The organism is Ureibacillus sinduriensis BLB-1 = JCM 15800, assembly GCF_000772955.1.
GTDB classification, from domain to species: domain Bacteria; phylum Bacillota; class Bacilli; order Bacillales_A; family Planococcaceae; genus Ureibacillus; species Ureibacillus sinduriensis.
Window position 1 is genome coordinate 227361 of record NZ_JPVO01000054.1, and the last position, 22768, is coordinate 250128.

At 37.1% G+C, this 22768-nt stretch carries 25 protein-coding genes; 18 read left to right on the forward strand and 7 right to left on the reverse strand.

The window, feature by feature from the left end; all coding sequences use genetic code 11:
- Positions 1-3 precede the first annotated feature (3 nt).
- The 5 genes from cobS to CD33_RS15145 are packed head-to-tail and all read left to right on the forward strand — an operon-like array spanning position 4 to position 2887.
- Positions 4-777: an adenosylcobinamide-GDP ribazoletransferase gene (gene cobS / locus CD33_RS15125; protein ID WP_036201852.1), complete on the forward strand. Its 774-nt coding sequence runs from the start codon at positions 4-6 to the stop codon at positions 775-777.
- Positions 750-1349 carry a histidine phosphatase family protein gene (locus CD33_RS15130; RefSeq protein WP_036201854.1) on the forward strand — a complete coding sequence of 200 codons (600 nt, stop codon included), beginning with the start codon at positions 750-752 and terminating at the stop codon, positions 1347-1349. Before cobS ends, CD33_RS15130 begins: the two co-directional genes overlap by 28 nt.
- On the forward strand, positions 1301-1720 hold the full coding sequence (locus tag CD33_RS15135) for a bifunctional adenosylcobinamide kinase/adenosylcobinamide-phosphate guanylyltransferase (RefSeq protein ID WP_036201857.1): 420 nt from the start codon (positions 1301-1303) through the stop codon (positions 1718-1720). Before CD33_RS15130 ends, CD33_RS15135 begins: the two co-directional genes overlap by 49 nt.
- Position 1721: 1 nt before the next feature.
- Complete coding sequence (locus CD33_RS15140; RefSeq protein WP_036201860.1) at positions 1722-2216, forward strand: ECF transporter S component; 495 nt, start codon at positions 1722-1724, stop codon at positions 2214-2216.
- On the forward strand, positions 2213-2887 hold the full coding sequence (locus tag CD33_RS15145; RefSeq protein WP_036201862.1) for a hypothetical protein: 675 nt from the start codon (positions 2213-2215) through the stop codon (positions 2885-2887). The genes CD33_RS15140 and CD33_RS15145 overlap by 4 nt, the downstream gene beginning before the upstream one ends.
- A 63-nt stretch (positions 2888-2950) precedes the next feature.
- Here the strand turns inward: CD33_RS15145 and CD33_RS15150 are convergent, their stop codons facing one another.
- Entirely contained in the window at positions 2951-3547 is a 597-nt protein-coding gene (locus CD33_RS15150) for a hypothetical protein (protein ID WP_036201865.1), read from the reverse strand.
- A gap of 207 nt (positions 3548-3754) precedes the next feature.
- The gene (locus CD33_RS15155; RefSeq protein WP_036201868.1) at positions 3755-5137 is read right to left on the reverse strand and encodes an L-cystine transporter; all 1383 of its coding nucleotides are present in this window, start codon (positions 5135-5137) and stop codon (positions 3755-3757) included.
- A 262-nt stretch (positions 5138-5399) separates the two neighbouring features.
- On the opposite strand from CD33_RS15155, the gene CD33_RS15160 reads away from it, so the two are divergent.
- Positions 5400-6056, forward strand: coding sequence for an alpha/beta hydrolase (locus CD33_RS15160; RefSeq protein WP_036201874.1), 657 nt, complete (start codon positions 5400-5402; stop codon positions 6054-6056).
- Positions 6057-6274: 218 nt separating this feature from the next.
- Here CD33_RS15160 and CD33_RS15165 read toward each other — a convergent pair whose 3' ends face one another.
- The 5 genes from CD33_RS15165 to CD33_RS15185 all read right to left on the reverse strand — a co-directional run bounded on the left by CD33_RS15165 (position 6275) and on the right by CD33_RS15185 (position 11715).
- A complete protein-coding gene (locus CD33_RS15165) occupies positions 6275-8440 on the reverse strand; it encodes a GGDEF domain-containing phosphodiesterase (RefSeq protein WP_036201876.1) in 2166 nt (721 codons plus the stop codon).
- Positions 8441-8999: 559 nt separating this feature from the next.
- Complete coding sequence (locus CD33_RS15170) at positions 9000-9578, reverse strand: nucleotidase (RefSeq protein WP_036201879.1); 579 nt, start codon at positions 9576-9578, stop codon at positions 9000-9002.
- A gap of 14 nt (positions 9579-9592) precedes the next feature.
- Positions 9593-10705 carry a flavodoxin-dependent (E)-4-hydroxy-3-methylbut-2-enyl-diphosphate synthase gene (gene ispG, locus CD33_RS15175; protein WP_036201881.1) on the reverse strand — a complete coding sequence of 371 codons (1113 nt, stop codon included), beginning with the start codon at positions 10703-10705 and terminating at the stop codon, positions 9593-9595.
- A 111-nt stretch (positions 10706-10816) separates the two neighbouring features.
- Positions 10817-11152, reverse strand: coding sequence for a protein YqfZ (yqfZ, locus tag CD33_RS15180; RefSeq protein WP_036201884.1), 336 nt, complete (start codon positions 11150-11152; stop codon positions 10817-10819).
- 53 nt (positions 11153-11205) lie between these two features.
- Positions 11206-11715, reverse strand: coding sequence for a DUF1189 family protein (locus CD33_RS15185; protein WP_036201886.1), 510 nt, complete (start codon positions 11713-11715; stop codon positions 11206-11208).
- Between the two features lie 153 nt (positions 11716-11868).
- Between CD33_RS15185 and CD33_RS15190 the strand changes: the two genes are divergently transcribed.
- The 12 genes from CD33_RS15190 (at position 11869) to CD33_RS15245 (ending at position 22754) form a co-directional block, all read left to right on the forward strand.
- Entirely contained in the window at positions 11869-12348 is a 480-nt protein-coding gene (locus CD33_RS15190) for a DUF456 domain-containing protein (RefSeq protein ID WP_036201888.1), read from the forward strand.
- 152 nt (positions 12349-12500) lie between these two features.
- Positions 12501-13106, forward strand: a complete 606-nt coding sequence (locus CD33_RS15195) for a superoxide dismutase (protein WP_036201889.1) — start codon at positions 12501-12503, stop codon at positions 13104-13106.
- A 199-nt stretch (positions 13107-13305) separates the two neighbouring features.
- The gene (locus CD33_RS15200) at positions 13306-13857 is read left to right on the forward strand and encodes a hypothetical protein (protein ID WP_036201890.1); all 552 of its coding nucleotides are present in this window, start codon (positions 13306-13308) and stop codon (positions 13855-13857) included.
- Between the two features lie 91 nt (positions 13858-13948).
- A complete protein-coding gene (locus CD33_RS15205; RefSeq protein ID WP_373906707.1) occupies positions 13949-14122 on the forward strand; it encodes a hypothetical protein in 174 nt (57 codons plus the stop codon).
- Positions 14123-14281: 159 nt separating this feature from the next.
- Positions 14282-15163, forward strand: coding sequence for a patatin-like phospholipase family protein (locus CD33_RS15210; RefSeq protein ID WP_036201892.1), 882 nt, complete (start codon positions 14282-14284; stop codon positions 15161-15163).
- 64 nt (positions 15164-15227) lie between these two features.
- Entirely contained in the window at positions 15228-15650 is a 423-nt protein-coding gene (locus CD33_RS15215) for a pyridoxamine 5'-phosphate oxidase family protein (protein ID WP_036201893.1), read from the forward strand.
- A 244-nt stretch (positions 15651-15894) separates the two neighbouring features.
- Positions 15895-17184, forward strand: a complete 1290-nt coding sequence (locus CD33_RS15220; RefSeq protein WP_036201896.1) for a M48 family metallopeptidase — start codon at positions 15895-15897, stop codon at positions 17182-17184.
- A 273-nt stretch (positions 17185-17457) separates the two neighbouring features.
- Entirely contained in the window at positions 17458-18555 is a 1098-nt protein-coding gene (locus CD33_RS15225) for a 5-methyltetrahydropteroyltriglutamate--homocysteine S-methyltransferase (RefSeq protein ID WP_036201898.1), read from the forward strand.
- A 142-nt stretch (positions 18556-18697) separates the two neighbouring features.
- Complete coding sequence (locus tag CD33_RS15230) at positions 18698-19741, forward strand: hypothetical protein (RefSeq protein ID WP_036201900.1); 1044 nt, start codon at positions 18698-18700, stop codon at positions 19739-19741.
- Between the two features lie 181 nt (positions 19742-19922).
- The gene (locus CD33_RS15235; RefSeq protein ID WP_052130286.1) at positions 19923-21074 is read left to right on the forward strand and encodes a sensor histidine kinase; all 1152 of its coding nucleotides are present in this window, start codon (positions 19923-19925) and stop codon (positions 21072-21074) included.
- Positions 21049-21693 carry a response regulator transcription factor gene (locus CD33_RS15240; RefSeq protein ID WP_036201902.1) on the forward strand — a complete coding sequence of 215 codons (645 nt, stop codon included), beginning with the start codon at positions 21049-21051 and terminating at the stop codon, positions 21691-21693. The genes CD33_RS15235 and CD33_RS15240 overlap by 26 nt, the downstream gene beginning before the upstream one ends.
- A gap of 128 nt (positions 21694-21821) precedes the next feature.
- Positions 21822-22754, forward strand: coding sequence for an ABC transporter ATP-binding protein (locus CD33_RS15245; RefSeq protein WP_036201904.1), 933 nt, complete (start codon positions 21822-21824; stop codon positions 22752-22754).
- Positions 22755-22768: the final 14 nt, after the last annotated feature.

Genomic DNA, 22768 nt, shown 5'->3' on the forward strand with positions numbered 1-22768 from the left:
ATTTTGAAGAACAGTTTGATCGGATTTCTATTATCGTTTCAATTTTTTTCGTCATTGCCTATTCGCAAACAACTTCCGATGAACTCACAAACAGTGACAACCATGTATATCATGCTGCCCATTTTGGGCATTTTAATGGGATGCTCCTTAAACATACTGCACCTGGTAAATGAGCAGTCTGTTCAGGTTTCAGCTTTGTTGTTTGCCGTTTTAGTAGCAGTGGCAGGAATCGTCATGACCGGGGGACTGCATCTGGATGGCTGGATTGATATGGGGGATGCTTATTTTTCCTATCAGGACCAAAAAAAGCGACTCGAAATATTGGAAGATTCACGGGTTGGAGCCTTTGGGGCCATTTGTCTGGTAGTCTTGTTGCTATTAAAAATTGGTTTTATTTTTGAACTATTGATTAACGAAACACCGAATCTCAGTTTCTATTTCCTTGCAATTCCTTTTTTAAGCCGGTTAGCTTTACTAGTTTACTTCTCCGCAACAGACACAGTAAAAGAAACTGGATTAGCTGCTTATTTTAAGTCCAGTGTTAACCCGACAAAAATTTTGTCTGCAATCATCATCTATATATTATTATTCAGTATGCTTACATATTTATTGGTCGGTATAAACGGAATCATATTAATCGGCTGCATGCTTCTATTCGTTTTCCTTTTCCGAAAGTGGACGATTAGAAACTTTGGTGGAATGACCGGAGACTTATTGGGAGCATTAAACGAAGGGACTGAGGTGTTCTTATGGGGAATCCTGTTATTGTTCATCTAATACGGCATGAAAAGACAGATGCCAACAAAAAGGGTAAATATATAGGGTGGACCGATGAACCGATTCGAGTAAAGGAATCAACATTTCATGTTCCTATAAATCCGGCATTGGTATACGGTAGTGATTTAAGAAGGTGTATTGAAACAGCACAGCTTTACTTTCCGAAGGCAGACTATTTATCAGACCGTAATTTGAGGGAATTAAATTTTGGAGATTTTGAGATGAAGACCTATAAGGAACTTGAGAGTTCGACAATATATCGACGCTGGATTGATGATCCGCAATTTAATACACCACCAAATGGGGAGTCCTATACCGACTTTGTAGAACGTGTGCATCAATCCATGCGGAAAATACTTACAAAGAGTGGCGAATATACCTTTGTTGTTCATGGTGGGGTCATTCGGGTATTGTTGTTTTTATTTGGACCGATGGAGATACCATTCCAGCAAATCACGGTGTCCCATAGAACCATCTATTCAATGCACTGGACTGATTTTTCCGAAGTAAGGGAGGGTAAACGATGCAAGTCATTATCGGAGGAGCCTATAATGGCAAAAGAAAGTTTGTAAAAGAGAAACTGCTGAACAATTCATCCACGAACATTCATTTCTTTGAAGGTGAAATCCCTACGAGCAATATGTTCTCGAAAGAAGAAATCATTGTCATTGGAAATTTTGAAAAAATAATTCTTCAGAATGTTCACCTGGAGGAAGAGTTCATTGCAGAAGAAGTGTTCCACTTGATAAAAAAGTTGAATCAACAGGCGCAAGTAATTTGTATTTGCACGGATATCGGCAGAGGGGTGGTACCGCTATTAAAGGAAGAAAGAAAATTACGTGATACTTGCGGCCGTCTATATCAAAAACTATTTTCCGAAAGTGAAAGTGTCATTCGGGTATGGTACGGTATCCCGCAAATTTTAAAAGGAGAGGTATTGTAAAATGAGGGTCTCCACTCTAAAACAAATAATTTTAACTGCATTAGTAGCCGCAATTTGTGTAATCGGCAGTTTCATAAAGATACCTGGATTCATGGCAACGGCTGCTTTGGATTCCGCTCCTGCATTAATAAGCGTTGCATTTTTACCACCACTTTACTCAGGATTCGCATCAGGAATAGGGCATTTGGCAACTGCTCTTACCTCTGGTTTTCCATCTGGCCCATTCCATTTACTTATTGCATTTGAAATGATGCTCATCACGTATATTTTTAATGTACTACATAGATCTGGTTATAACATGTTGAAATGGATATTTTTCATTATCGGCAATGGTGTACTTGCAGCTCTTCCTTTCTATTATCTAATTTCACCCGCATTTTTTATTGGAGCCGTGCCAAACTTGGTCATTGCATCCGTCATTAATGCTGTACTTGCGGCGATGGCACTACCTATAATCGAGAAAGTATTTCTGGAAGGGAAAGTATCGAAAATATGAGGAACGCGATTAGAATAGACGACACATCGGTTGTAACGATTGATAACTCTAGTTGTATTGGTGAAAAAGAATTGGATGAAGTCCATGTTTCGAATGAATTAACGGCATATTACTCAATGCGGGTTTCACTATTCGAGCAATGGTGTGCGGGTGCGGAGCCTACAAATATATTTTTATCAAACTTTAGCGGAGACGAGGCTTGGGCTGGTTATTGCAAAGGAATTCAAAAAGCATTTGACGAAATAGGTGTAACTATGCCGGCCATCAATGGTTCTTCTGAATCCAATTTCCAATCGCTGCAATCGGGTATTAGTTTAATGGTTATTGGAAAGATAAAATTTGAAATTTGCACCGAACAACTTCAATGGTTTGTTATTGGAAGGCCGTTGGTAGGAAATGAAGTAATAACGGAATCACATCATGTCGTTAAATTAAAAGAAATATACGACCTGATTCGATTGGAAATTGCAAAACATGTCTGGCCGGTGGGATCAAAAGGGATACTTTCTGAACTTGGAAGAATCTTCCCGAATCGCAATTATGAATGCTCGGTAGATTTGCACAAATCCAGCGGACCCGCAACTTCTGTCATCGTGGGTGTGCCATTTAACAAAATAGAAGAGTTTAAAAGCCATCTAACAACAGAGTGTTATTCGGTAAGGATTTACTAATTAGTAAGTTGACATATTGAAGCCCGGTTAATGTTACCAATGTAAAACTTACCGGGCTTAATGCTATATCAGCGATTGCTTGTAATGATCAATATATATAAAGTACGCTTTATCATAATATTTTTTAATCATTTGAGAGAAAGATTCTTCACGCAATTCTTGAACGGCTGCTTTTACAAATAATGCTTGATCCTCTAGAAATATTTGGATTTCCTTCTCCGTATCATTTAATGCATTGAAGTATTTTCTTGACTGCGAACGCTTCATTACGTCGTATAATCGATACTTCTTCATGACAAACAATATCCATTCGTTCAATCCTGTAGCTAAAAGTAGGGAAGCGAGATAGAATAGCTCTTGAGGTGCATTACTTCTATCTTTTAAATGTCTGAAATGTGTGTCATCCTTGATGGCATCATGGATTAGAAGATTCGCTGTGTAATAAATGGATGTTTCGTCCGTTTTGATAATAATTTCGTCATCGGGCAATAATAGGAGCCATATATTAAATGCGATAATCCACCCATCCAAGAGGCTGATTCCACCTTCCTTCAGAAGGGGCGAATAGTTGTCCAATTTGGATGCAATTTGTTTGAAAGTGTCGACATGATGTTGTTCAATATAAAATATACTGTTATCTATAGTAATCTCTTCATACATCATAAACACCTCTTAAAGTATAATAGACAATTTTTGCAAGTAGTTAATATTTAGTTTATGGAAATTATCTAATATTGACAATTAGAAAGTATGGTTTGTCGACAAAATAAGCAAAAGATAATAGAAAGTAGACGAGACGATAACGATTTATGTGTAAAGAGACATAAGAAAACTCCTCCTAATTCAGGAATTAGAAGGAGTAGGTTGCTACGATTCGCCTAGTTCTTTCATTCTTGGGTCACTATAAATATCCTTATCGAGGTCGCCCATAATTCTAGCTGTCGTAACTCCTGCCGTCATGGAACCACTGACATTTAATGCCGTACGCCCCATATCAATCAACGGTTCAACCGAAATTAACACCCCTGCAAGAGCAACAGGTAGATCAAGGGCCGATAATACGATTATGGCAGCAAATGTTGCACCACCACCAACACCGGCCACTCCAAATGAACTAATCGCAACAACGACTATAACAGTTGCAATAAAGCCAATATCAAGCGGGTTAATTCCAACAGTCGGTGCAATCATGATTGCCAACATGGCAGGGTAAACCCCAGCGCATCCATTCTGGCCAATCGAAAGTCCAAAGGAGCCTGCGAAGTTTGCAATTCCATCCGGAACACCTAAACGTTCTTCTTGTGTTTTTAAATTTAATGGCAGAGTCCCGGCACTCGATCTTGAAGTGAAAGCGAAAAGTAAAGTTTCACTCGCTTTTTTTACATACATAATTGGGCTTAAGCCTGTCAGGGAAATGATGATCAAGTGGATAAGGAATACGATTAGTAACGCTATATAAGATGCGATTACAAATTTTCCTAAATTGTAAATTGCCCCAAAATCACTTGTTGCCACGGTGCGTGCCATTATCGCCAAAATTCCGTATGGCGTCAGCCTTAGAACAATCGTCACGACGCCCATAACCAATGAGTAAATTGCGTCAATGGCTTTATTGATTGTTTTGGAAGTTGCTTCATCTTTGCGGACAATTCTTAAATAGGAAAATCCTAAAAAGGCTGCAAAAATAACTACAGCAATGGTCGAAGTTGAACGGGCACCAGTCAAATCCAAGAAGGGGTTGGCAGGGAACAATTCTATAATTTGTTCAGGCAATGATTTTACTCCCGCCGATTGCTCTTCCAAAGATGTGCCTCGTTCAATCTCTGCATCACCTTGCACTAATTGAGTGGCATCAAGGTCAAATATGGTAGCCGAGAAAATACCGACACCTGCTGAAATGGCAGTAGTGCCTATCAGTATAACCAAAATAAGTCCAGCAATTTTCCCTAGATTTTTTCCAAGCTTCATTTTAGTAAAAGCCGCTAAAATGGAAATGAATACAAGTGGCATTGCGATCATTTGCAAAAGCTTTACATAGCCTGTACCAATGATGTTGTACCAGGGCACAGTCTTTGTCACAACATCGGAGGTAGCACCAAAAATAAGCTGGAGTGCTAAACCTAAAAGAATACCTAAACCTAGTGCAGCAAAAACACGATTGGAAAACTTTACATGTTTTTTGTTTAAGTAGCGCAAAAATACCATGAGTGCCAATAATATGGCGACATTAATTAGTATTATTATTGTCATATAGTTTCACCTCGAAAAGTAGTATACCAGATTTAAGGGTATTTCTGGAGAAATTTGCTTATATTCGCTGCTTAGAATAAGTTACCTAGTAATTTTCAAGATATATTTGCACATCTACTCGACCTATTTTGGACTAGTTGAGCCATTCTAATGCATTTAGAGAGAAAAACCATTGAAAAGGCGACAATTGTAAACATTTTCGTCAAATTTTGATACAATACTAGATATTCAATGCTTGAAAGATGAGAAAGGAATTAAAAACATGAAATCACCTTATACGTTTAAACATATCGCTCCATTAAATAATAGTGACGAACTTCAACCAGCTTTATTTTTGTTTCATGGCTTAGGAAGTAATGAAAACGATTTATTGCAATTGGTCCAGGATTTTAAGGGTCAATGTCATATTTTTAGTATGAGAGGCCCCATCACACATTCTCCCGGCTTCGCTTTTTATACTTTTGAAGAAGAAGGCAAGCCAATAAGAGAAGTATTTGATAAGATGATTACCTTCAGCCAAAGTTTTATTTTAGAAGCAATTGAACAGTTCAATCTCGATATCAACAAAATCTTTTTAATCGGTTTTAACCAAGGTGCGGCAGTTGTCGAAACGCTTACTCTAACATTAGGGAACCTCATCAAAGCTTCGGTTGCTTTAAGTGGTTATCTGCCGGAATTTGTGATGAATGAGTATAAGAAAGCCCCATTGGATCGAACAAAGATCTTTATTTCCCATGGTGAATATGATTATGATTTTCCTATCCAGTGGGCCCAAAGTAGCAAAGAGTATTTCAAGGAGATTGGTGTACAAGTTACATTTAAAACATACCCTGATGGGCACGGAGTCACACCTGAAAATTTAGGGGATATGGTCGGATTTATTGCTGAAAATTTAGCAGATACGGATGAGCTGAATTAAAAAAGTGAGACTTGGGTTACAGATGAAAAGTTTCTTGGTATACAAGTGAATTATTTAAGGTAGGAACTAACGTTTTTATAATATCTTAAGTGTGGAATCGAATTCTCCTGGAACAGCATGATAGCAGGTTAGATTCAAGTCCGTGCATCCCAAAGAGCTATAGAAATAAAATTAAATACCATTTACCTACTCAAGGAAAATGGTATTTTAATTTTTTATTAGATTGTATCCAGCAGGTTTTCTGCTTCCTCCAGAGGCATCGGCTTGTGGAAGTAATAGCCTTGCCCTGATTTGCATCCCATCTTCTGCAATATTGAATATTGTTCAGCAGTTTCAATTCCTTCCGCGACAACATGCATTCTCAGTTTCTCGGCAAGAAGGACAATGGTTTGTACGACTGCGTGCATATCACTGTTATTAATATCATTAATAAAACTTCGGTCGATTTTGATTTCGGAGAAAGGCAGCTGCTGCAAGTAGCTTAGACTTGAAAAACCGACGCCAAAATCATCAATGGAGCTCTCATACCCTAATTTTTTCAACTCCAACAATATGTCTTTTGCCTTTTTAAAATCGAATAACTCAACACTTTCAGTAACTTCAATTTTTATATAATCTGGTGTTATCTGATATTTTTCCACTAAAGAAAGGAAATCCTTCATAAACGATTCACTGTAAAAATGAACAGGCGAGATATTGACAGCGATAGGCACCATCTTTAACCCTTTTGAAAGACGGATGTTCTGGAATTTCAAAACTTTCCTTAAAATTAGAATGTCAACTTCATTTATTTTCCCGCTTTTTTCAGCTATCGGTATAAACTCAGCAGGAGATACAGGTCCTAAAACTGGGGAATGCCACCTCGCCAATGCTTCAAATCCTTCAATCTCATCTGTATTCAGATTAATCTTTGGCTGTAAGTAAACTGTAAATTCCTCGTTTTTAATCCCAAATTGCAATTGATTCAAAATATTGAGTTCTCTTTGAATGATTTCATCTGTTCCCATTTCAAAATAGGAGACAAGCGAATTTTGAAGACGTGAATTTGTTAAGGCTGTATCTGCGCGCCTAATACTTTCATCAATTGTTAAATGTTCATTAAAATAAGAAACACCGATTCTCAATGTAATGAATATGTCTCTATCTGCAATCGTAAATGGGGTGGATGTGATTTGTAGTATCTCATTAATAAAATGATCCAGATTTTCTACATTAGATTGTTTAACACCTAAAATAACAGAAGTAGTCGAAAATCTGCCGTAAATTACGTCGCTATTTAGGTTATTGATCGAAAGAAAACGATTCACAATTTGACCGATTAATTCATCACCAGATTTTCTCCCATACAGATCAACTATACTTGAATATTCATTCGGCTGAATGATTAGAAGAGAGCCTACGATCTTCTTATCGACCCACATCGCTAAATTGGTATAAAAGTTATTATAATTTGGTATACCTGTGGTCATATCAAAAAATGCCAATTTTTTCAATTCCTGTTTCTGTTTCACATATTTCATCGAAAGGGCAACTATGGGAGAAAGTTTTTTTAGGAACTCGATATCCACCTGTCTTAGTTGCATTTCCTCTTTTATGTATATCGAAAAATAACCAAGTAAATTTTTTTCATTTGTAAAGATGGGCTTTGACCAACATGAAGACAGATTATATTTTTTTATTAGATTATTTGAGTCGATGTTTTTGCTGGACAAATCATTAATATAGATCACACTGTCATTATAGCCAGTCGCTGATCCACTCATTTCAAGATGATTCATGGCCTGTATCAAGGAAAGCGGGAGTGAACCACTTGCAATGGCTACTAAATTTCGTTCGTGATCAACAACATGGATAGCACAAAAAATATCCCGGATATAGTATTGTTCCACTTTTTCAGTAATCAATTGAAGGATATTGTTTAACTCGCCATTCTCCTCCAAGTCAATATATACTTCATGTTCGAGTTTGGAAAGCATCTTGCTAAGCATTTGCTCTGTTATATCCATGCAATGAATTAACGCATAGGAAGCTAAGCCGTCACGATCCACTATGGGTTGACAGAAAATATGGTTCCAGAATGCACAACCATCTTTCTGATAATGGATCATGTTCACCTCGAATGGCTGCCTCCGATCAAAATTAAAAAAGAGTTCCCCATTATGCTCCATACTTGTTTTAACTCCGGTTAACACGTCGAAATTTTTTCCGATTAATTCAGTTTGCAAGTAACCAGTTAATGTTGTAAATGCCTGATTAACATAGACAAATGGAAAATCGCTTTTTTCTAAGCTTATGATGGCCATACCAATATGAAACTGCTCACTAATATTACAAAGAAATGGAAGTAATTCATTCTTTGTGAGGGGCATTTTCGTATTATACATGCTTGTTCCCCCGATACAATAAATTGTTTAAAGAAAGTATAACAAATTTATGAATAATATAGCAGTATTATTTTATAATAGTTTGAAAATTCACTAATATTTTAAAAATATAAGTGTAATTAATTTTATATAATTATTATCTAGAATACTCTAATTTTCCTAGGAAACAAAGCATCCATCTATGTATCCTAAGTCATGAATTAATGTAAATGTTCCGATTCATCATATTCTCCCTTGTGTCTACGTAAATTAGTTAAAAGTATAATCATCTTGACTCTTTATATATTAAACCGATTTTAACAATATATTAAAGAGGGATATTCACTTATCAAATAAGGGGATTTTATGGTAGATCAGCCGTCAAAAAAATGCGAAGGGAAGAATGCATGAAGATTGATGATATTGTCTTAGAAAAATTGGGAGTTTATTTTGTTTATCATGATATCTATAATCGTTATGGTATTCATTTCGAAACATTTGTAGAGAGGTGGAAAAAGGGGATCTTGGAAATATAAGCAGAAAAAACAGGCAACAGTAATGATACATGTCGCCTGTTCTATTAAAAATGTTTTGAAATCCAATGGTTAGCATCTGCCCAATTATTAATTCTGACGACGTTCGAAGGAATCGATTTTCGATTATATGGCGTATCAAATAATAAGACTGGAATATTTAGTTCTTCTGCCAACATCACTGCGTTGTCGTGTTTGTCTTCAAAGAAAACGTCTACAGCTTGCTTTTTCGCCACAGCCAATTTATCGTGGCTGCCGATTAGCTCGATGTGATGGAAAGGAACTTTATGATTCTCAAACCACTTTTGGGTTATTTCTAGTACACTTACATCACGTGCAGAGATATAAATTAGTTCATATACATGCTGCCATTTTTCCAAAATGGCCTGAGCATCCTGTGCAATGGTGCTAACCGAATACATATAAGCTTCATTTTCCTTGAACCATTTTGCAAATTCATTGCGGTCCACTGGATGGGGAAAGGCACTTAAAAAATCGTATTCAATGACATCTTTTAAGACAATGTTCGTTTTATAGCGTTCGTTGATGTGAGGAATGAGAGTGTCTGGCGTTGTCACTGTTCCATCAATATCAATTCCAAAACGTGGTTTTTGCTTGGACGTCATAAAAAACACCTGGCCTATATTAAGCTTTTTGCTTCATTTTTTTCTCGTGCTATAACCATTTCGGCTGCTAATTTATCGATTTCTTTTTTCAGTTCTTCTACCATTGTAGCTTCAGGTACTTTCCGAACAGTTTTTCCTTTCATAAATAACAAACCTTCTCCGCGTGCACCAGCAATACCGATATCAGCTTCGCGGGCTTCTCCGGGACCATTTACCGCGCACCCTAGAACGGCTACTTTTAAAGGAACATTTAACTTTGAAATGTATTCTTCTACCTCGTTGGCAATGGAAATAAGATCGATTTCTATTCGTCCGCAAGTAGGGCATGAAATTAGAGTGGCCATATTAGAAGCAAGGCCAAAGGATTTTAATAATTCACGCGCGACTTTCACTTCTTCAACTGGATCAGCAGATAAGGAAATTCGTAATGTATTCCCGATACCTTTCGATAGGATTGCTCCAAGACCGGCAGCTGATTTGACTGTACCGGCAAATAAAGTACCTGATTCGGTAATCCCTAGGTGCAATGGGTAGTCAAACGCTTTTGCCGCTTTTTCATAGGCTTCGATTGCAAGATTTACATCAGAAGCTTTCATAGAGACAATGATATCGTGGAAGTCCAAGTCTTCTAATATTTTAATATGATGCAATGCCGATTCAACCATACCTTCGGCGGTAGGGTAACCGTACTTCTCCAAAATATGTCGCTCTAATGAACCAGCGTTAACACCGATGCGGATAGGTATACCTTTTGCTTTCGCTGCATTTACGACAGCTTCGACTTTCTCGCGGCGGCCAATATTGCCCGGGTTGATGCGTACTTTATCTATTCCATTCTCAATTGCCTTTAAAGCTAACTTATAATCAAAATGAATATCCGCTACTAATGGGATATTTATACGTTTTTTAATATCAGCAATAGCATTTGCAGCGCGTTCGTCCGGAACTGCAACACGAACGATCTGACAACCCGCTTCTTCTAATCTAAGAATTTCTGCGACTGTCGCTTCTACATCATGTGTTTTTGTTGTACACATACTTTGGATGAATAGTTCATTACTACCACCAATCGTTAAATTCCCAACACGTACAGGTCGTGTTTTTGAACGGTGAATGAGTTCACTCATGAAGATTCTCTCCTTTTTAAGGTACGTATCTTAACTTTTCTCGTACCACACTTCTATTATTTTATCAGTGTAGTGGGAGTTGAACAAGGAAGAAGCGTCATTTTTTACTTATCAGCAATTATTTTCTATTTTATCATAGATTGGAATTTTAATAAGTTCGCCAGTTACCATCGCTTGTTTTTGCAAGTGTGGATTCAGTTTATAGAACTGTGCCATTCTTTCGGGATACGATAAGTCGACCTCTGATGGGTAGGCTGCAAGCAGGCTTTGTACCGTATCGCCGGCGGCAGTAACTACAGAGAGCGTTTTAACGGCAATTTGTTGTTCACATACTTCTACTGCTTGTTGTTTATCAAAGGCTGCAAGCGGTACTGTACCTTCAGTTAAATCTATTTTAATCACAGCTGCTATAAGGAAAAACACAGCGGTAAAAATAAGAAATCTCATAAAAAAATCCCTCCTTTCTCTCACTATATGAAGAGAAAGGGGAATCATGCCTATTATTTTTTTGCTATTTTTGGATATTTTGTTGATGCCAGAATTAATATAACCATTGTAATAATGATCTCTATTATTGTAGAGACTATGCTAGATAACCTTATTAGTGAAAATAGTACAGTCAATAGTGTGGACCATGTGATCGCTAATGCGGCCGTGCGCCACAGATGCCGATATTCTCCCCGTCGGTTCATGATTTTTAAGACAATGATACCAACAAAAGCATAAATACTGATTCTAATAAATAGAACAATCGTCGAAGTTAGGGTTAATAGTACAAAGGCGAAAGGATATAAGAGCCATTGAATATCTTCCACATATTCCGTCAATCCTTGAATGTTGTATGAAGTCTCTGTTACACCTGTTAAAAATTGATAGAATGAATAGACTGTTACTATCGCAATCAAAATAAAAACATATTGAATCGTTTTCCCGATAGTTAATAATCTATAAGCAGCCAATTTTTTTGGATGTATAAGACTGTCGATAAAAATCTGCGAGTGTTTTACCATATTTTCTCCTCCATAAGAGAGTTTAACATGAATATAAATGTACAATAAAGATAGTAAGAGTAATTTAAGAGAATTGGTCTTGTATTAATGGCACTTGAAACTTTTTAACATATCATGCGTATATTTTGGAAATAGGGAATAGGAGTTGTTTTTTTGGATATCATTGCATGGGTACTAATTATTGCTAGTTTTATCATTGCGTTCGTAGGTCTGGTCTATCCGATTATTCCATCGGTACTCTTTATTGTATTGGGTTTTATCGCATATGGGTTATTTTACTCCTTTGCGGATTTGGGTTGGATATTTTGGACGATTGAAATTTTATTTATAGTTCTGTTGTTTGTTGCCGATTCACTTGCAAACCTGGTGGGAGTGAAAAAATTTGGAGGCACGAAAGCCGGGATGTGGGGAAGTACAATTGGCTTACTGATCGGACCTTTCATCATCCCAATTGCAGGTATATTGATCGGACCATTTATTGGTGCTGTTATAGGGGAGCTTATCGTCACTAAAACTGAATATAAACAAGCTTTTAAAGCTGGTGTGGGGTCATTGGTCGGCTTTTTAACCTCTATCGTGACAAAAGGTATAATCCAAATAATCATGATCATTATTTTCATCGTTTTTATTTGAGTTGAATAAGGCGAAAAGGTAAATGCAACCAACCTTTCCGTCAAAAGGCTGAATTGTAATTCTTAAGTGTTTATTGATTGAATCGGGCCAATAATTTTGATAGTCTAGAAAAGGAATCAAGATTACTTTTTAATTTGAGGGAGGAAATACAAATGGCTTATGAATTACCACAATTAACTTATGCATATGATGCATTAGAACCAAACATTGATGCGAAAACTATGGAAATCCACCATACTAAACATCACAACACATATGTAACAAACTTAAACGCTGCTGTAGAAGGAACTGAATTTGCAGGTAAAGATCTTTTAGACCTTATCTCAAACATCGATGCTCTTCCAGCTGACAAACAAACAGCTGTACGTAACAATGGCGGTGGACATGCCAACCATACATTATTCTGGGAAATCCTAGCTCCAGGTGGTGCAACAGCGCCGACTGGTGAACTATCTTCTGCAATCGATGCGAAATTCGGTAGCTTCGATAACTTCAAAGAAGAATTCGCAAAAGCAGCTACTGGCCGTTTCGGTTCTGGATGGGCTTGGTTAGTTGTAGATGGTGGCGAAATCGCCATTACTTCAACTCCAAACCAAGACTCTCCAGTAATGGAAGGTAAAACGCCTGTACTAGGCTTGGACGTTTGGGAGCACGCTTACTACCTAAACTATCAAAACCGTCGTCCTGACTATATTACTGCATTCTGGAATGTAGTAAACTGGGATGTTGTTGAATCTAAATATCAAGCAGCAAAATAAGCCCAAAATTAGATTCTCAATAGTGTGTAATTAAGGCGTTGGCCCACAAATTCGGTGGGCCAACGTCTTTTTGTTCTGTAATCGGAACAAGGAACAAGAATAATTGAGAATTAATCGGAATAGAATAGAGACGACAATATTGATGTAATGAATCTTTTATCGTTGATTGTGCAAGTTTCCATATGAATGGAGTGAATTATTGGTTGCATTGGTGAGTTTTATTAGTATCGTATTACTTACTTTTGTCCTTAGCTCGGTGTTTAAGCTACAATCGAAAGAGAACCATCTTTCCAGTTGTTTATCGATGTTTGTTACGATGACGAAAAGTACATTAGTGGGGATACTCGTTGGAATTTGGATATCCGATATCGTATTTGCTACTGTAATTGCCATTCTTGTCAGCTTTTTGTTAGTAAGCATCATGACCTATCAACTATCGGTAAGAGTGATTTTGGAAAGTGTAAGTGCGCTTTTCATGGGGGCGATGATGGGCGCAATGCTAAGTATCATGACTACAAACAATCAATTACTGAGCATCATTTTCTTTACAGTTATTTATTTGGTCAGTTGCATTTTGGCGGCAGGGCTTTGGAATAGACAAACCTACCATAATTTCATAAAAGGGATACCATCAAAGGTGAAGGTCAGCTTTGCGTTAGCATTACTCTGTTTAGCGGTAACGGCATATTTGGATTTTTTGACATTGGCAAGCGATGAAGTGGAAATTGAACAGCACGAACACCAACATTAATGCGGCATGAAGTAAGCACTTCATGCTTTTTTTTGTACGCTGCATAATTACCGACTAAAAGGTTCAAATTATGCTCATGGAGGTGAGGGTGTTGAATAAAAAGAAAAAGAATACGTTGGATCGTGAAGAATACGGACATGGCTACGATTTAAGCCCGGATGATTTTGATGTCATCGGTCAAAACAATGAGGCGAAAAAGCACAACCAAAATGAGAATAAAGATAAACGTGATAATAAACACAACCCATCCAGATTAAATCAATAATTAATAAGAGTATTTGGCTTCAAAACGGTTCGCTTTGAAGCTGAATACTTTTTATTATTTATTAAATGTGGAATTATATCGGATGTTTTTTTCGACATAAGTTCTAAAATCTCCCCTTTTTTCTTAAAGTGTAACGAGAACAAAAAAAGGGGAGTGTACATGCTTATAGATGGAGTGTTCTCGGGTGGAGGCATAAAGGGATTTGCTTATATTGGGGCGATGGAGGTTTTGGAGGAAAAAAACTATCGTTTCAAGCGTGTGGCGGGCACGAGTGCCGGTGCGATTATGGCGGTGTTTATAGCTGCAGGTTATTCCGCAAAAGAAATTGAAGAGATATTAGATGAACTTAATTTGAAGTCGCTACTAGATCCTCCAAAACCTGCAGGTACTCTTCCTTTTTTAAAATGGTTGAACTTATATTTTCGTATGGGATTATATAAAGGAAAAGCATTGGAAAAATGGTTTTATAAGAAATTGGCGGCCAAAGGAATTTTGACATTTAATGATCTGCCCAAAGATTCATTAAAACTTGTCGCTTCAGATTTAACTAATGGCCGAATGGTTGTCATACCTGACGACCTTGCTTCTTATGGTATAGATTGGCGGAAGTTTCCAGTTGCCAAAGCGCTGCGGATGAGCTGCGGTATACCATTTTTCTTTGAACCCATTAAGCTAAGCGACCACAATGGAGAGTGTCTTTTTGTCGATGGGGGCATACTTAGCAACTTTCCATTGTGGATTTTTGATAATGGAAATAAACAACGTCCTACAATTGGGTTAAAACTGAGCAATCCCAGAGAGGATATGCCTCCCCAAAAAATCAACAATGGCTTGAACCTATTTGAGGCACTCTTTTCAACAATGAAAAACGCCCATGATGATCGTTATATTTCAAGGAAGCATGAACGAAATATCGTCTTCATCCCGCTTGAAAAGTATAGTGCAACCCAATTTGACCTGGACGATGAAACAAAACAAAATTTGATAGATATAGGAAGAAGGCGTACCTCGAAATTCTTGGAAACTTGGCGGCCATCGTAAGGAACTGGATAAATCCTCCGACATTTCACATACTATTGAAGAGAAGTTAAAGGGAGTGAAGACGATGTCAAAAACACCGGAACAGATTGCATCAAAAATACTGGAAGATAATATGGTCGGTACTATGGCCACTATTAAGGAAAATAAACCCCATACTCGGTATATGACCTTTTTTAATGACAATTTCACATTATATACAGTAACCGGCGATGGTACAAATAAAGTGGAGGAGTTATCTAGAAACCCATATACTCATATTCTCATTGGGTACGATGGTAAAGGTCTTGGCGATGAGTTTCTGGAAATTGAAGGGAAAGTCGAAATTTCGTCGGATGACTCGATGCGGGAAAAGGTATGGAATGATGTGCTAAAAGGTTGGTTTAGTGGACCGCATGATGAAAATATGGTTATTTTAAAGGTTTCACCAACCAAAATCACATTAATGAATACAAAAAGTAATGAGCCTGTACATGTCAACTTTGGTTAGCGATAGAATAAGTCGTTATTATGCCATTTTGAAAGTATAAGACAGATTTAAGAAATTCCAAACGTCTAGAGATCTTAAGTAAATATCGGCTTTTAATACACAAAGGTGGTCGTCAATATGGCGACCGCCTTATCTTTCATGGAAGAAATGGAACAAATCTTTCATGGATAAAATTTAAAAATATGGTTCTATCTTGTCCATTTTTTCTTACACTAAAGTAAGAAGAAGAATTGAGGTGGATAATTTGTCGAAAAAAATGAGCATAGCTGCGCTGGTTTTGTACGTAGTCTACGCTGTCGGTATGTATTTTTACATATTTCATGGGCCGTCTGGAGGTGTGCCGGCTACATTAAAGGGGACAGTAGCCGACCCGGAAACCTTCATGACCGAACGTGAACTTTATTTAAGTGATGATTACTCAAAGATACGAAATTTTCTTTTCTTTGTTATTACACCCTTTGAATGGCTCGTTTATTTATTAATTTTACTTACCGGCATTTCCCGAATTTTTGAAAAATGGGCAGAGACAAAGTGGAAATTATTTAAAAACGGTGCTTATTTATTCCTTCTATATCTATTTACAGCACTAATCTTCTATCCAATAGATATTTACCGCTATCAATTAAGTAAAGAATATGGCATAAGCACTCAAGATTTCTCTTCATGGATGAGGGATTATGTTATAGATTTTTGGGTGAATTTCGGGACGACGCTGCTCCTTGTTTTAGTACTGTATTGGTTGATTCAAAAAAGTGCGAAAAAGTGGTGGCTTTATGCATGGTTGCTTACTATTCCTTTCGCCATTTTTATGATGTATCTCCAGCCGGTTGTCATCGATCCGCTTTATAACGAATTTACACCGCTTAAAGATAAGCAGCTTGAAGAAAAAATCTTGAAGCTTGCTAATCAAGCGGACATCCCTTCCGAGCATGTATTCGAAGTGAATATGTCTGAAAAAACCAATGCTTTGAATGCATATGTAACGGGAATAGGTGACAACTCCCGAATAGTTTTATGGGATACAACCTTGAATGAATTAACGGATGAGGAAATCCTGTTTATTATGGCGCATGAAATGGGGCATTACGTAGAGAAACATATTTATGTTGGTATAGCCTCCTATTTACTATCTATTTTGGTCGGGTTATGGCTAATCTCCAAAATAATGCCTTGGATGGTGGCTAGATTTGGAAAGTTCCTGAATATCGAGAAAGTGGGTGATATTCGTTCACTTCCTCTATTCTTCGTACTTGTTTCCTTCTTGCTGTTTATTTCAAATCCGCTTTCCAATTATATTTCAAGGTATCAAGAAACAAGGGCGGATGAATATGCAATGGAGTTGACTGGGGATGCGGAAGCTGCAGTCAGCACTTTTCAGAATCTTGCCAAAGCTGGTTTAAGTGAAGTGAATCCGCCATGGCTTGTTAAAATTTTTCGATATACCCATCCTCCGATGTTGGAACGAATCAATACAATTGCAAGATATACAGATAATGAAGAAGTGGAAACCGAAAAAGGAAACGAAACGGAATAAAAATTAAAATAGCCAGCACTGTAAAACAGTGTTGGCATTTTTAATTTGGATTTAGAAAAAAGGTAGAAAAGATAAAAAAATGTATATTAAAAATGAAAGTAAGAAATTCTTGTCATAAATGACCAATAAATATTGTCGGAATACTTAGTCTAATCTCGTGGTTATATGTTATATTATAGTTTATCAATATAGTAAAAAGTACGGGTAAATTTATTTATGATGAATGAAAAAGCAAAGCCCGTTAAGTAGTTTTTAATGAAGGGGAGTAAAAAAATGACACAATTAACTGCACCATTTCGTTATGATCACGTTGGAAGTTTCTTAAGACCGGTTGCGCTAAAAGAAGCACGTTCAAAATTCCAAAAAAATGAGATTACATATGATGAATTAAAGAAAGTGGAAGATCAAGAAATTATCCGCCTCATTGAAAAACAAAAAGAAGAGGGTGTTTTAGCGATCACAGATGGTGAATTCCGTCGCAGCTGGTGGCACTTTGATTTCTTGGGTGGTCTAGAGGGGATGGAATATTACGAAAAAGAGAAGGGTTTGGACTTCCATAACTTGGAAACACGAAAAGAAGGTGTGCGAGTTGTCGGGAAAATTGATTTTGTCAGCCACCCTTTTATAGATCATTTTAAATTCATAAAAGAACATGCTGGCGAATCAACTGTGAAGTTCACAATTCCAAGTCCCAATATGTTACATGCCCGTGCCGATCTTAATGCAGATATCTATCCAAATGATCAGGAGTTAATCGCGGATACAATCAACGCATATCAAAAAGCCATTCAGGCATTCTATGACGCAGGTTGCCGTTATTTACAACTTGATGATACTTCTTGGGCAAGTTTGTTCTCTGAGGAATCACGTGCAAAATTAGTATCCGAGGGCAGGGAGCCACAACAATTCATGGAAACATTGCAATATGTCATTAATGAATCCATCAAAAATAAACCAAGCGACATGACGATTACCATGCATATTTGCCGTGGAAATTATAAATCAACCTTCTTTTCTAGCGGTGGATATAATTTTGCTGCCGAAGTGATTTTTGGCGGTTTGAATGTTGACGGATTATTCCTGGAATTTGATGATGAGCGTTCTGGAAGCTTTGAGCCATTGCAGTATGTAAACCGTGCGGATTTAAAAATCGTTTTGGGCTTGATCACATCAAAATTTGGTGATCTTGAGGACAAAGAAGAAGTAAAAGCCCGTATCCAGCAAGCAGCTAAATATGTTTCACTGGAGCAACTGTGCCTAAGCCCGCAATGTGGATTTTCTTCAACAGAGGATGGAAATATTCTTGAAGAAGAAAACCAGTGGCAAAAGCTTGCACTCGTTAAGGAGATTGCCAAGGAAGTTTGGGGTTAAAAAGACAATCAAGCTTGGACTTACAAATCTGTAAGTTCAAGTTTTTTGTTTTAAAAATTCATAAAATCGTAATTTGTAAACGCATACAATATTTTCTATAATATAATCAAAGAGCTTCAAATAGTTGATTTGGAGGGTTTAGATGGCTATATTACAAAAATCCGGGCAAACCATTTGGCTGGTACTCATGTTTGTTGTACTTGGAAGCAATATGATGCTATATCATACAGCATTCGGCAATGATCTATTAAAGGGAGAAACAAATGCTGTTGTAATTGGTTCATTAATCGATTTAGTAATTGTTGCACCATTGTTATTTTTCTTATGGAAAAAGCAAAAAAGTATCAAGGGATTTGTCCTTCTTACCGCGACAGGACTTATTGTGGCAAGATTTTTAATACCGATGGAGTATTTAGAGCCCTATGCAGCGGTAACTTGGGTAGGATTTGCACTTGAGGCAGGGGTGGTGTTTTTAGAATTACTTCTTATCGTGACCCTATTTAAATATTTACCTAAAATTGTTGAAATGACTCGGGAGAGTAAACTACCAACGATTTTTGGTTTTTCAAATGCTGTAGACCATTTTGTGAAGAAACATCCTCTTATTCATATCATTTGTTCAGAAATGTTAATGTTCTATTATACATTTTGGAGCTGGAGAAAAAAACCGAATCAATATGAACACTCAATCACCCTGCATAAAAACTCGAGTTATATTGCGTTCCAAATCATGCTTATCCATGCCATATTAATTGAAACAATAGGTATCCATTGGTGGCTGCATGATAAGTCCGTAGTTTTATCACTTGTGTTACTTTTCTTTAATATATACTCGGTATTGTTCATATTGGCCGACATCCAAGCAGTCCGATTAAATCCAGTTCATGTTGATGACAATAAACTCTATCTATCACTCGGGTTGATCAAACGTATGGAAATCGGATGGGATGAAATCGAGGATATCCTGACAGATAAAGAAATACTGAAACAAAAAAGGACGAAAGATATAATTGAATTTATTGCAAGAGATTTTGAGGAACCGATTCCTGATGTGATTTTAAAGTTAAAAAAATCAAAAGAAGCAACATTAATCATGGGGATCAAAAAGCCGTATCAACAAGTTGCCATTAAATTCGATCATTACCAGCTTTTCATGAATGCAGTTGAAAAATATAAAAAGTTCTAAAAGAACGAAAAGGGGGGCAAGATGCTGCCTCTTTTTTTTATGCGAGCAACAAAAGGATTAAAAGACAATACAGAAAGCAAAAATTTTAAAACTTATCTTTATCTTATATAATGAACTTGAGTTTCGATATATAATATAGGAAAGTTTGTGAAAAATTGCTAGAAAAGCTGGGTGATTGCTTTTGAAATTATTCTTGTTCCGTATATCTTGCATTGCTTTGGTGATGGGTACTTTGCTCAACCATTCATTTCATGAAAAAGACGCATTCACAAGTACATTATTTTTTGTCACAGGAGTCTTTTGTTTATATTTTTTAATGCCTATTGTTCGACATCCTCTCATTAACTTTTTACTGATCCTACTGTTGATTATGCTGAGTGGTCTTACTCAGGTTGATTCTTCATATTGGTTACCCTTGGCAGGATTAATCACATTGGAAGGAGCTTTTCTATTAAAAGGGAAAGGGTATTATATATTCTGGATTGCTTCAATTATTGTCAGTACCGGGTATGTTATTCTAAATAATTTACCTATTTATATTTTCTTTTTGATGGCAACGATCATCGTTGTTAGTTTTCTGCTTTATCAATATATAGAGAAGGCACAATCGAAAGGACAGCTATATGATCAATTGTTAACGGAATACCGGTTGCTGAAGAGGATGTCTGTTGAACAGGACCAACTTGTGAGGGCTGAAGAGCGTACAAAAATTGCAAGGGACATTCATGATTCTGTTGGCCATAAACTGACCTCTTTGCTAATGCAGCTGGAGGTAATGTCTATCCAGAACAAGACGGATAGTATCCAACAAGCAAAACAATTGGCAAGAGAAAGTTTGGAAGAAACACGATACGCGGTTAGGCAACTGAAATCAGCCGAAACAACAGGAATCCAATCCGTAATACAGCTTATCCGTAAGCTGGAGATGGAAAGTCGGCTACATATTCGTTTTACCCTCGAAAAAGGGGTGCTGTCATTACCTCTTTCCAATAAGCAAAGTGTTGTTGTTTATAGGGTTTTGCAGGAAAGTCTAACAAATGCCATGAAATATAGTCATTCTAAGGAAGTTGAAGTTGTTTTAGGTATCAATTCACTGCAAAACGTGCAATTTCAAGTGAAGAATAAAATGATGACAGATAAACCAATCATCAAGGGGTTTGGTTTGAGCAGTATGGAGGAACGGCTTAAAGAAATCGGGGGGGAACTGACCATCGTAAGAACCGAACAACATTTTATACTAAGGGGTTCCTTTCCTATGAAAAAACACAAAAATACGGCGGAAACTGTAGAAGAAGGAGTAACTGAAAATGACGGTTCGAATATTGCTCGTTGAGGATCAGGCCATTGTCCGCAATGGATTGAAATTGATACTTGAACAAGACGAAGAGTTTCAGGTTATAGTAGAAGCCGGCAATGGGATCGAAGCTTTAAGCCGACTTGAACATACTCATGTGGATCTTGTTTTGATGGATGTTCGCATGCCGGAAATGAATGGAATCGAAGCGACAAAACGTATTAAATCCCTTTACCCGAACTTGAAAGTCATTATTTTGACTACTTTTGAGGATGATGAATATGCCTATCAAACTTTAAAAGATGGGGCAAATGGCTTTCTACTTAAATCTTCTGAACCTGAAAAACTACTTTCTTCCATTCATAGTGTATTGAGCGGAGGATTAGTATTGCAAGAAGATATTGCTGCCAAATTAATGCCAAAATTATTGCGGCAAAGTGTTGTAGCGAAAGATGTGGAAATTCAACTGTCATTAACTGAACGTGAGTTATCAATAGTTAAGTTGGTTGGTGAAGGAAAGTCAAATAAGGAAATCGCAAATAGCTTATTTTTATCAATCGGAACAGTAAAAAACCATATTACTAATATTTTGCAGGAGTTGGATTTGCGCGATCGAACACAATTAGCCATCTATGCTGTGAAAAATGGTTTAGTCTAAGCGGGTATTCTACACCGCTTTTTTTATTTGGAGGATAAAAATGACTTTGGTCACAATGTTTCGTGACGACAGCTACTTAGCATTTTTTTACCAAATTGTTAAAGTATAACTAGAAAGGGTGAGTCAATTTGATCGAAGTGGTGAATTTATCCAAAAATTTTAAAAGGGTAACAGCGGTAGAGCAGGTGAATTTATATATAGAGCCAGGGGAAATTGTCGGCTTACTGGGCCCAAATGGTGCCGGGAAGTCGACAACGATTGCAATGCTCTCCACACTGATTTCTCCAACTGATGGAGATGTTTTGCTTAATCATAAAAGTATCCTTAAGAATCCTTCAGAGCTTAGGGGGGTATTAGGCGTCGTTCCGCAAGAGATTGCATTATATGAAGATTTAACGGCCAAGGAGAACCTCCAGTTTTTTGGCAGCATACAGAAAATGCCTAAACAGCTATTAGCCGAACGCATTGACATTGTGCTGGAGCAAATCGGATTACAAGATGAACCAAAAAAATTAGTAAAGCACTATTCTGGTGGTATGAAAAGGCGTCTCAATATAGGGGTGGCTATGCTTCATGAACCGAAATATCTCATAATGGATGAGCCGACTGTTGGAATTGATCCACAATCAAGGAATCATATTCTGAAAACAGTTAAAACATTGAATGAAAATTCGAACATGGCAATTATCTACACGAGTCACTACATGGAAGAGGTCGAATTCTTATGCAATAGAATTTACATTATGGATAAAGGGAAAATCATTGCATCCGGTACAAAAGAAGAAATAAAAGCAGTACTCTCATCGGAAAATACTGTACATGTAAAACTTGAATTCCATTCAAAAAGTTTCATAAATGATCTGATGGATCAGCCAATGTTATCCAATATCAATGCAAAGGAAGCCGAGATTACGTTTACTGTCGCCAAAGGGATGGATTTTTTACCGATGTTGCTATCACTATGTGAAAAAAATAATGTCATTTTAAAAAGTTTCCAAGTTGAAGAGCCGACCCTTGAAGATGTATTTTTACATTTAACCGGTCGAGCGTTGCGAAATTAGTATGGAGGGGAAAC

What these genes read in the sequence shown, in the direction of transcription:
- CD33_RS15130 (WP_036201854.1), top strand. Translation starts at nt 750, where the DNA reads ATGGGGAATCCTGTTATTGTTCATCTAATACGGCATGAAAAGACAGAT.
- CD33_RS15135 (WP_036201857.1), top strand. Translation starts at nt 1,301, where the DNA reads ATGCAAGTCATTATCGGAGGAGCCTATAATGGCAAAAGAAAGTTTGTA.
- CD33_RS15140 (WP_036201860.1), top strand. Translation starts at nt 1,722, where the DNA reads ATGAGGGTCTCCACTCTAAAACAAATAATTTTAACTGCATTAGTAGCC.
- CD33_RS15145 (WP_036201862.1), top strand. Translation starts at nt 2,213, where the DNA reads ATGAGGAACGCGATTAGAATAGACGACACATCGGTTGTAACGATTGAT.
- CD33_RS15150 (WP_036201865.1), bottom strand. Translation starts at nt 3,547, where the DNA reads ATGTATGAAGAGATTACTATAGATAACAGTATATTTTATATTGAACAA.
- CD33_RS15155 (WP_036201868.1), bottom strand. Translation starts at nt 5,137, where the DNA reads ATGACAATAATAATACTAATTAATGTCGCCATATTATTGGCACTCATG.
- CD33_RS15160 (WP_036201874.1), top strand. Translation starts at nt 5,400, where the DNA reads ATGAAATCACCTTATACGTTTAAACATATCGCTCCATTAAATAATAGT.
- CD33_RS15165 (WP_036201876.1), bottom strand. Translation starts at nt 8,440, where the DNA reads ATGTATAATACGAAAATGCCCCTCACAAAGAATGAATTACTTCCATTT.
- CD33_RS15170 (WP_036201879.1), bottom strand. Translation starts at nt 9,578, where the DNA reads ATGACGTCCAAGCAAAAACCACGTTTTGGAATTGATATTGATGGAACA.
- ispG (WP_036201881.1), bottom strand. Translation starts at nt 10,705, where the DNA reads ATGAGTGAACTCATTCACCGTTCAAAAACACGACCTGTACGTGTTGGG.
- yqfZ (WP_036201884.1), bottom strand. Translation starts at nt 11,152, where the DNA reads ATGAGATTTCTTATTTTTACCGCTGTGTTTTTCCTTATAGCAGCTGTG.
- CD33_RS15185 (WP_036201886.1), bottom strand. Translation starts at nt 11,715, where the DNA reads ATGGTAAAACACTCGCAGATTTTTATCGACAGTCTTATACATCCAAAA.
- CD33_RS15195 (WP_036201889.1), top strand. Translation starts at nt 12,501, where the DNA reads ATGGCTTATGAATTACCACAATTAACTTATGCATATGATGCATTAGAA.
- CD33_RS15210 (WP_036201892.1), top strand. Translation starts at nt 14,282, where the DNA reads ATGCTTATAGATGGAGTGTTCTCGGGTGGAGGCATAAAGGGATTTGCT.
- CD33_RS15215 (WP_036201893.1), top strand. Translation starts at nt 15,228, where the DNA reads ATGTCAAAAACACCGGAACAGATTGCATCAAAAATACTGGAAGATAAT.
- CD33_RS15225 (WP_036201898.1), top strand. Translation starts at nt 17,458, where the DNA reads ATGACACAATTAACTGCACCATTTCGTTATGATCACGTTGGAAGTTTC.
- CD33_RS15230 (WP_036201900.1), top strand. Translation starts at nt 18,698, where the DNA reads ATGGCTATATTACAAAAATCCGGGCAAACCATTTGGCTGGTACTCATG.
- CD33_RS15240 (WP_036201902.1), top strand. Translation starts at nt 21,049, where the DNA reads ATGACGGTTCGAATATTGCTCGTTGAGGATCAGGCCATTGTCCGCAAT.